Raw genomic sequence first — 5,482 nt, 5'->3', positions numbered from 1 at the left:
GGCCTGGGCCAACCAGGAGCTGGCGCACCGCCAGGCGCGTGATGCTGCGCTCGCCACGCTGGCATTTCCGCACCCTGCATTCAGGCCGGGTCAGCGTGAACTGGCCGAAGCGGTTTACAAAACAGCCCAGGCCGGCACCTGCCTGATGGCACAGGCGCCCACAGGCATCGGCAAAACCATTGGCACGGTGTTCCCGCTGCTCAAGGCTGTGCCGAAAAAGCAACTCGACAAGCTGTTTTTTCTGGCGGCCAAAACGCCGGGCCGCAGGCTGGCGCTCGACGCGCTGGACCGCATCAAAGACAGCACGGCGGCCCTGCCGCTGCGCGTGCTGGAGCTGGTGGCGCGTGACAAGGCCTGTGAACACCCGGACAAGGCCTGCCACGGCGACGCCTGCCCGTTGGCCAAGGGCTTTTACGACCGGCTGCCCCAGGCGCGCAGCGCTGCAGTGCAGCATGCCGCCGCACAAGGCCCGCTCGATAAAGCAGCGCTGCGTGAACTGGCGCTGGCCCATCATGTGTGCCCTTACTACCTGAGCCAGGAACTGGTCACCTGGTCGGACGTGGTGGTGGGCGACTACAACTATTACTTCGACACCAGCGCGCTGCTGCACGGCCAGGCCGTGGGCAACCAGTGGCGCGTAGGCGTGCTGGTGGACGAAGCGCACAACCTGGTGGAACGTGCGCGCAAGATGTACTCAGCCACGCTGAGCCAGGCGCAGCTCCAACAGGTGCACGCCACCGCGCCCCGCGCCGTTCGCGGCGCACTGGAGCGGCTCAACCGCAGCCTGCTGGAATTGCAGGAGGCGCAGCAGGCGCGGGGCGAGGCCTACCAGGTCCATCCCGAGCTGCCCGTACCTTTTCTGAAAACTCTGGCGCAGGCGCTGACCCAGATYACCGACTTCCTGCTGGCCAACCCGACCCGCATGGACGGCGAACTGCAGGATTTTTATTTCGAGGCACTGCACTTTTCGCGCATGGCTGAAGACTTTGGCGAACACTCGCTGTTTGACGTGACGCTGCAGCAGGAAGCCGGCCGCGACGCGCTGGGCCAGGTACTCGGCCAGCAGCTCGCGGTGCTCAACATCCGCAATGTGGTGCCTGCGCCCTTCCTGGCGCCGCGTTTTGCCGCCGCGCAGTCGACGGCACTCTTCTCTGCCACGCTAAGCCCGCAAAACTACTACGCCGACACGCTCGGCCTGCCGGCCGGCACGGTCTGGACAGAGGTGGAATCGCCCTTCCTGGCTGAGCAGCTGCAGGTCTCGGTGGTGAGCGATGTCTCCACGCGCTTTCAACACCGTGACGATTCGCTTTCGCCCATCGTCGACCTGATGGCCCGGCAGTATGAAAGCCGGCCCGGTAATTACCTGGCGTTCCTGAGCAGCTACGACTACCTGCAAAAACTGGTCACGCTGTTCCGGCGGCGCTACCCGCATATTCCCGTGTGGGAACAGACGCGCGGCATGGAAGAAGCCGCGCGGGACGCCTTCCTGGCGCGCTTCACGCAGGCCTCGCAAGGCATCGGCTTTGCGGTGCTGGGCGGCTCGTTCGCCGAAGGCATAGACCTGCCGGGCGACCGGCTGATAGGCGCGTTCATCGCCACACTGGGTTTGCCGCAGGTCAATGCTGTGAACGAGCAAATCCGCGAGCGCATGGGTGTCAACTTCGGCGCGGCCCAGAGCTACGACTACACCTACCTTTATCCCGGTCTGCAGAAAGTCGTGCAGGCGGCCGGACGGGTCATACGCACCACCTCGGATCGCGGCGTGGTCTATCTCATGGACGACCGCTTCACACGGCCCGAAGTACAAAGCCTGCTGCCGGGATGGTGGAAGGTGGCGCGGCTGCGCGCCAGGCGGCGGGAACCGGCCGCGGCGTTGTCGGAGCCCCACTCACTGAATCACTAAAGCAAAAGCCCGCGTCCGCGGGCTTTTGCCTGCACGGCCGCGAAGGCCGCTCACCATGCGGGGCCTAGAACACGCCCAGCAGCATGAGGATAAGAACCACACTAAGGGGAACACCCAGTAACCAGGCAATGAGAGGCATTTGATTCTCCTGAAAGTTGTCAAATTGAAGACAACTTCAATGTAGATTGCGTCCGGGGGCGGCCATGCCAGCCTGAAGGCTTGCTGCAAGTAAGGAATCGCTGACGCGCGTGTAGTTGTGGACCCTGGCCGCTTGCAGTCCAGCAGGGAAACACCCGGAATTCAAGGAAAATTGGCCTGCAGGTCAATCGGCACAGGCGCCAGCAGCTCCTAAAATGATAGCAACCTTGCCATCTCAGTCAGCAAGGAATACTGTTTGCCGTTCTGACAGTTGCCATAAACCACAGGCCAGGGGGCCGGCAGCGTCAAGGCGCGCAGAGGCCGCAGAGGCGTTAGCGAAGCTGTTATGGGAATTTAGTTAGCGCTGGCTGAATTGCAGCGCGCCCAGCATGCGCTGCACGGGCTGGGTTTCAGGCAGGACGTACACCACGCCATGGCTTTTCCCCAGCACGGGATTCACGACGGCTTCGTAGAAATTGACGGGCACTACGACACACCCCAGCGAGATGCGGTTGTCGTCAGGTGTTTCAGAAGCCAGCCGCTCTGCGCGGCGTTCTGCCGGAGCTGCAGGACGAAGGCGGTGGATTGCCAGCTTGGCCGTGTAGTCGATCCACACAATAGCCTCGCCGTGAAGATTGTGGCCGGGCTCCGAAACGAAACGGCCCRCCGGCGTGGTGCGTTCGTCTGCGCGCAGGCTGGCGACGTTGCGCTGCTCCATGCCCGGTACCGTGTGGTCGCCGGGTGTCAGGCCGGTCAATGCCGGCGATGCGCCGCGCAATTGCCCTGTGGCATCGAACACAAAAATGCGCCCGCCCTTTTTATCAACCACCACAAATGGCAGGCCCTGGTTATCGCGTGCGTTCATGATCCAGCGCAGGGCGTAGCGTGCATCGGCCGATGCCGCCACCAGTGTCATGTCAGCGGAATTGCCGGCACCCGGCACCGGCATCACGGCATCGGGGCTGCGCACCGGTTGCAGGTCTGTGGGAGTGGCGGACACCCATGCGGGAATCGCAGCGAGAAAGGCAATGGCCGCCGTGCAGACGGTTTTTGCGCGCAGTGCCTTTCCTTTGAACAACATCCTGATCCCGTGGGTTGAATTCATTGCCATGTGCGGAGCACATGAAAAAGCCGGCCTCGAACCTTTTGGGTAGGAGCCCGGCTGTGGTTGCACCATGTTAGCGATGCAAGAAAATGTTCACAACGGAAAAACCCTGAAATCCTCCGGATTTTTGCTATGCTTTTAATAGCAACAAATCGTTTACTGCATTGCCATGCATGCTTTTTTTGCAGCCAAATTTAGCTACTCAGGAATTTGGTAACAGCGACCACATGTGGGCATTTTCCGCATTGAAGATGCGAGCGCGCAACAATACGTCAGGGGTTGTTACAACTCGCTCTTCGCGCGAGGTGATCGAAAGAGCGAGCAGGCGGTGTCAGGCGGCGGGGCGAAGCCCCTGTTTTGCGGCAAGCGCATGGGCGGCAGGAAAAACCTCAGCCAGTGGTTTGATTTCCGGCAAAACGTAAATCACGCCATAGCTCGCATTGAACGCGGGCTTGAGTACATCTTCGAAAAATGCCACCGGCATGTTGATGCACCCGTAGGAAATACGGTTGTCCTCGGTACCGGGAGACGCAAGCCTTTCCAGCCGGCGCTCTTTGGGCTCCAGTGTTCGCACGCGGTGCATGGAAACAGCCGCCTCGTAATCCACCCAGACAACATCTTCGCCCAAGGTGTTGCGGCCAGGCTCCCCCATAAACCGGCCCGCCGGTGTGGTGCGTTCGTGGGGCTGCACCTGCGCAATGGGCCGCCCGCCGATACCGGTCACGGAATCATCGCCGACCGCCGCACCGATCAGCACGGGCGTGGCGCTGCGCAACTTGCCGGAGGGTTCGAAAACAAAAACCTTGGTATTTATCTTGTCGAGGATGACAAAGAAAAGCCTGCGGTTGTCCCCGGAAGCAACCACCCAATTGGCGACCTGCCGCGCCTCATCCGACGCGGGCTCTTCACCAAAATCGGCGAAGCGCAAAGACGGCGCCAGCTGCAAGGCGCTGGAAGGGACGGGGTTCAGGGCCGGAGAGGAAACCGGACGGGCATGAAAAAGCGGCAATGTGAGGACAAGCAGTGCGGAGCCCAGCAAGATGCCTTGCTTGATGCCGTCAAGAACGTCTGCGCGGCTGGTGCCGGGCTCATCGCCGGTCGGGGGCCTTCCGCCAGTTGAAGGGGAAGACCCGCGCGCGGGCGACACAAACATGTCCATGAAAATACGACGCATGGCCTGCGCTAAAACAATGACGATCCGGCAGCCATGTGAAAACGCTCCGGAAGCCGCGCCTTAAAAGACACGGCAAGCCGGAGCGGCGTCACACCAAGGCGCATGACGGTCTGGGTTTAGTTGCGGTCAGCTTGTGCTGGGCGCTCGGTCTGGAAGCCAGCCGTGTTGCTTTCAGTCGTGGTGGCAGGTGCCGCACTGCTAGGGGTGGTGGTGTCCTGATTTTGCATGGTCTGGCCGGACGATTCTGCAGGCGCAGCCGGTGCCGTCGGGGTTTCGGTCTGGGCGTATGCCAGGCCAATGGTGCTCACAACAGCGGCGGCGGCTACGGCAGAGGCCAGGGATTTGGAAAACTTCATGTCTTGCTCCTTAAGTCATGCCCATCACAGGCAATCAGGGTTGGTAAATGGCTGGCCGTATTGCCAGCTAATTCCAATTTACGAGGGGAGAGTGGGACGCGGCGTCGGTCCGGTACGGCCTGTCATGTAGGACAAGCGAGGTCACAAAATGCTACGCACCGAACCAATATAAACACCCGGGCCTGATCAGGATCGCCATGTTTCCTGCGCGTTCTGCGCTGAGTGGGGCCGCACTTGCGACACGCTGCGGTGCCGCTGTTCCTGCATATTTATCCGGCGGACTATTCGTTGGGATTATTGCCCTTGAGGCCGTGCTCGGCCTTGATGGCCAGCTGAATTTTCTCAAGCGCATCGATGAGCTGATCAATGCGTCGAAAATCTTTTACCGGCGCCGCCTCCAGGGCCTCAAGCTGTGCGCGGAGCCGCACGTACTCTGCTTGCAGATCGGGTTTCACGCAGGCACCGCACCCGGTTTGATGCCGGTRTCCCTTGCAGGGCGGATTTCCGGGCTACCGACCGCCATATTTTTCTTCGCAGAACTGGCAGCACCAAAAAGATCGACCTGCTGCGGCTCGTCGCTGCGCGGGCCGTATTGCAGGTCGGGGCCGATCAGGCGCTGCAACTCGCCGTAACCGGTGGCCAATGCAGTGTCATATGCGGCAAAACTGATCTCGGAGCAGGACACCGATTCAAACACCAGGGGATCTGCGTGGCTCTCGAGGATGCGCCAGCAAAATTCGCCCGGGGCGGGCTCTTCGACTGTCAGGGCAAGGGAACGCAAGGGGGCATTGAGCTGCGCATTGACC

Annotated in this window: 6 protein-coding genes; 1 reads left to right on the top strand and 5 read right to left on the bottom strand. The window is 61.3% G+C overall.

The genetic code is table 11. The features are described 5' to 3' along the window. A partial coding sequence (locus AC1D1P_RS13205; RefSeq protein WP_477673296.1) for an ATP-dependent DNA helicase occupies nucleotides 1–1,903 on the top strand: 1,903 nt, incomplete at its 5' end. 496 nt (nucleotides 1,904–2,399) lie between these two features. Here the strand turns inward: AC1D1P_RS13205 and AC1D1P_RS13200 are convergent. From AC1D1P_RS13200 to AC1D1P_RS13180, 5 genes are all read right to left on the bottom strand, one after another. Continuing rightward, on the bottom strand, nucleotides 2,400–3,122 hold the full coding sequence (locus tag AC1D1P_RS13200) for a hypothetical protein (RefSeq protein WP_477673295.1): 723 nt from the start codon (nucleotides 3,120–3,122) through the stop codon (nucleotides 2,400–2,402). 355 nt (nucleotides 3,123–3,477) lie between these two features. Beyond that, a complete protein-coding gene (locus tag AC1D1P_RS13195; RefSeq protein ID WP_477673294.1) occupies nucleotides 3,478–4,320 on the bottom strand; it encodes a hypothetical protein in 843 nt (280 codons plus the stop codon). A gap of 116 nt (nucleotides 4,321–4,436) precedes the next feature. After that, on the bottom strand, nucleotides 4,437–4,676 hold the full coding sequence (locus AC1D1P_RS13190) for a hypothetical protein (RefSeq protein WP_457282139.1): 240 nt from the start codon (nucleotides 4,674–4,676) through the stop codon (nucleotides 4,437–4,439). Between the two features lie 281 nt (nucleotides 4,677–4,957). Then, the gene (locus AC1D1P_RS13185) at nucleotides 4,958–5,131 is read right to left on the bottom strand and encodes a hypothetical protein (RefSeq protein ID WP_477668204.1); all 174 of its coding nucleotides are present in this window, start codon (nucleotides 5,129–5,131) and stop codon (nucleotides 4,958–4,960) included. After that, nucleotides 5,128–5,482, bottom strand: a 355-nt coding sequence (locus tag AC1D1P_RS13180) for a hypothetical protein (RefSeq protein ID WP_477673293.1), incomplete at its 5' end; no start/stop codon positions are given. The genes AC1D1P_RS13180 and AC1D1P_RS13185, both read right to left, overlap by 4 nt.

It is taken from the genome of Polaromonas sp. P1_E1_2 (assembly GCF_056406035.1).
Note: the sequence above shows the minus strand (reverse complement) of the source record. Positions and strands in the feature narration are given on the sequence as shown.

Bases quoted from the DNA above. Each gene is read 5' to 3' on its own strand.
- AC1D1P_RS13195 (WP_477673294.1), bottom strand. From the start codon at position 4,320: ATGCGTCGTATTTTCATGGACATGTTTGTGTCGCCCGCGCGCGGGTCT.
- AC1D1P_RS13190 (WP_457282139.1), bottom strand. From the start codon at position 4,676: ATGAAGTTTTCCAAATCCCTGGCCTCTGCCGTAGCCGCCGCCGCTGTT.